Origin of the sequence: Staphylococcus massiliensis CCUG 55927 (assembly GCF_000298075.1) — a bacterium.
Taxonomy (GTDB): domain Bacteria; phylum Bacillota; class Bacilli; order Staphylococcales; family Staphylococcaceae; genus Staphylococcus; species Staphylococcus massiliensis.
In genome coordinates this window covers 1,588,651-1,591,526 of the sequence record NZ_JH815593.1, presented here as the reverse complement: position 1 = coordinate 1,591,526, position 2,876 = coordinate 1,588,651, and the positions used below count along the sequence as shown (strand labels likewise).

The 2,876-nt window shown below is 29.2% G+C and carries 3 protein-coding genes and 2 pseudogenes; 4 read left to right on the top strand and 1 reads right to left on the bottom strand.

Annotated elements, in window-relative coordinates; all coding sequences use genetic code 11:
• The 3 genes and pseudogenes from A33S_RS11770 to A33S_RS12045 form a co-directional block, all read left to right on the top strand.
• A partial coding sequence (locus A33S_RS11770; protein WP_017176712.1) for an IS481 family transposase occupies positions 1-1,022 on the top strand: 1,022 nt, incomplete at its 5' end.
• Positions 1,015-1,770: an AAA family ATPase gene (locus tag A33S_RS0107825; RefSeq protein WP_017176711.1), complete on the top strand. Its 756-nt coding sequence runs from the start codon at positions 1,015-1,017 to the stop codon at positions 1,768-1,770. The genes A33S_RS11770 and A33S_RS0107825, both read left to right, overlap by 8 nt.
• A gap of 191 nt (positions 1,771-1,961) precedes the next feature.
• Positions 1,962-2,126 (top strand): annotated as a pseudogene (locus tag A33S_RS12045) (recombinase family protein); the annotation flags it as partial.
• A 129-nt stretch (positions 2,127-2,255) separates the two neighbouring features.
• On the opposite strand, the gene A33S_RS0107820 reads toward A33S_RS12045, so the two are convergent.
• On the bottom strand, positions 2,256-2,528 hold the full coding sequence (locus A33S_RS0107820; protein WP_002508608.1) for a hypothetical protein: 273 nt from the start codon (positions 2,526-2,528) through the stop codon (positions 2,256-2,258).
• 270 nt (positions 2,529-2,798) lie between these two features.
• Between A33S_RS0107820 and A33S_RS12260 the strand changes: the two are divergent.
• Positions 2,799-2,876 (top strand): annotated as a pseudogene (locus A33S_RS12260) (IS6 family transposase); the annotation flags it as partial.

Sequence of the window (2,876 nt, the reverse complement as noted above, 5' to 3'; positions counted from 1 at the left end):
GTAAAAAATATGCTGAAAAGTATGATGCTATCTATCTTAGAGAATGTAACCATCCTAATGAAATTTGGCAAGCAGATCATACTATGTTAGATATAGAGGTTTTAAACGAAAAAAACAAACTTGAAAGACCTTGGCTAACTGTTGTCTTAGATGATTTCAGCAGAGCAATTGCAGGTTATAGAATAGAATTCGGAGCGCCTGATACTATTAGAACAGCATTAGTACTTAGAGAAGCAATTTGGAAAAAAGGTGATTCAAATTGGCCAGTTTGTGGAATCCCCGAAAAATTTTATACTGATCATGGCAAAGACTATACTTCAGAGCATATGCAACAAGTTTCAGCGAATTTAAAAATGGAACTTATTTTTTCTAAAGTAGGTATACCAAAAGGCCGTGGAAAAATAGAACGTTTTTTTCAAACAGTTAATTTGATGTTTTTAGAGGTTTTGCCTGGATATACTAAAAACAAAAAAACTAGAAAACACCTAACTTTAGAAGAATTAAATGAGAGATTCGAAGAATTTTTATTAAACAATTATCACTATCGCCCTCATGGAACTACAAACGAGCCACCTATAAAAAAATGGAACCAACCGAACTTTTTACCCAATTTGCCCACTTCACGTGAAAGTTTAGATTTATTGTTGTTAACAACAAGTAAACCACGAAAAATTCGAAGAGAAGGTATATATTTTAAGGGACTACGGTATTTTTCAACTACTTTAATTGCTTACATTACCGAAGATGTATTCATACGCTACGATCCAAATGACATTTCAGAAGTAAGAGTCTATTTAAATAACCAATTCTTATGCATTGCTTATTGTAATGAATTGGAAAATCAAAGTGTAGGTATTAAGGAAATTGAACGAGCTCGCATAAATAATAAAAGAACCTTAGGTAAGTCGATAGTCAACACAAAACAAGTAGTTAAAAATATACAAAATGAAAAACTGAGTAAACAAAACAGCAAGAGTTATACAAAAAAGAAGTCAAAACTAAAGAGGTATAAATATGACTGATCAAACTTTTGTTGAAACTAAACAGTACCGTCGTTTTGAAGAATTTTGTGATAATTGTGCAAAGTATAAATATATGGGTGTATGCTATGGGAATCCAGGGGTAGGCAAAACTTTTTCTGCGCAATACTATGCTAATTGGGATTATGTAAATCCGATTATTACAGAATATCTTGGCGCAAATGACCAAGGAAAAAATGTAGATGACGACAAATTTTTAAGTTGTAAAACAGTATTTTACACAGCACCTCCAGTGCGCCCTTCAAAAATACACAAAGACTTATTGAACCTTGCTACACAATTAACATTAGGAAAAATTGGATATCGCACTTTGAAAACACAAGAAGAATTTGATGGTCTTAAAGAATTAGTTAGATTGCAAAACAACAATTATGAAATTGATTTGATTATTATAGATGAAATCGATCGATTAAATTATAAAACACTAGAAATAATACGAGATATTTATGATCAACTTGATATAGGTATGATTTTAATAGGCATGCCTGGTATTGAAAAACGTTTATCAAGATACCCCCAACTATATTCTCGTATAGGCTTCAGTCATCAATTCGATAAATTAACAAATGACGAATTAAAACATATTTTGGAATATAAATGGCAAGAACTATCTCTTCCAGTAAGTTACGAAGATTTTGAGGATTATGAAGCAATTAATACAGTTATAAAGATTACCAATGGTAATTTCAGGCTTGTTCAAAGACTATTTTCACAAATTGTTCGTTTTTGACACAAAACCTCTTACTATAAAAGTTAGAGGTTTTTCTTACATATTTCAGTTTCTAAACTTGTGTTATAATCAATGTATCATAAATATCAAAAAACATGAGTTTTTAGACGCTGCCAGACGTATTTATTTGCATCGAGAATTAGATTTCATTAATAAGCACCCATAAAACGATTAAAAGAGGTTATATTCAAATGGCTAAAATTGGTTATGCACGTGTATCAACACAAAATCAAAGTCTTGATGGATAGATTGATACACTTAAGGAATATGGCTGTGGGCGTATCTTTAGCGAGAAAGCAAGTGGTCGTAAAACGAAAAGAACAGAACTTGATAAGTGTTTAGATTATTTACGTGAAAGATATAATTTTTAAACTTTCATTCGTAACATGTGCTAAATCTTCTTGATAATTAGTTCGATACAATTCTAATTTCTTCTTAAATGGTTAATAAGGGTTTGAAATAATCTCATTCAAACCTTCTGCTATTTAAGTAAATAATGGTATTCTTAGCTCAATACGTTTTGATAAAATATTATACTTAACATCCCAATTATATGGTTTTGATAATTCTTTTAACATTTTATACTGATTCTTAGTGTATCTCTCTTTTAAATTAAATTTCTCGTAAACTTTTTTACATTTATATCCTGATTTAAAGATATTAAAATATTCTTTTCTTACTTCATCCATATGTTCCTGTATTTTGTCATTATGAATAATTTTTAAAGCCACTTCTTTATCTTTGTAATTATTTTTCATATTTATCACCTAATTATTAATATTTGTTCTATATAGTCTATTACCAAGAATTAATATAATTAGCTTTAATTTATTTTCTCTTCGACATATTTTTTGTTGAAAATAAATAATTTTACTAATAATATCAACAAAGTAATAAGTAATAGAAAAACAGCAATAAATGCAATAATTAAAGCTATAGCCATGTTATCATTTACAGCACCATGTTCTAAACGGTTCTGTTGCAAAGTTGAATTTATAGTATAATTTTAACAAAAAGGAGTCTTCTGTATGAACTATTTCAGATATAAACAATTTAACAAGGATGTTATCACTGTAGCCGTTGGCTACTATCTAAGATATGCATTA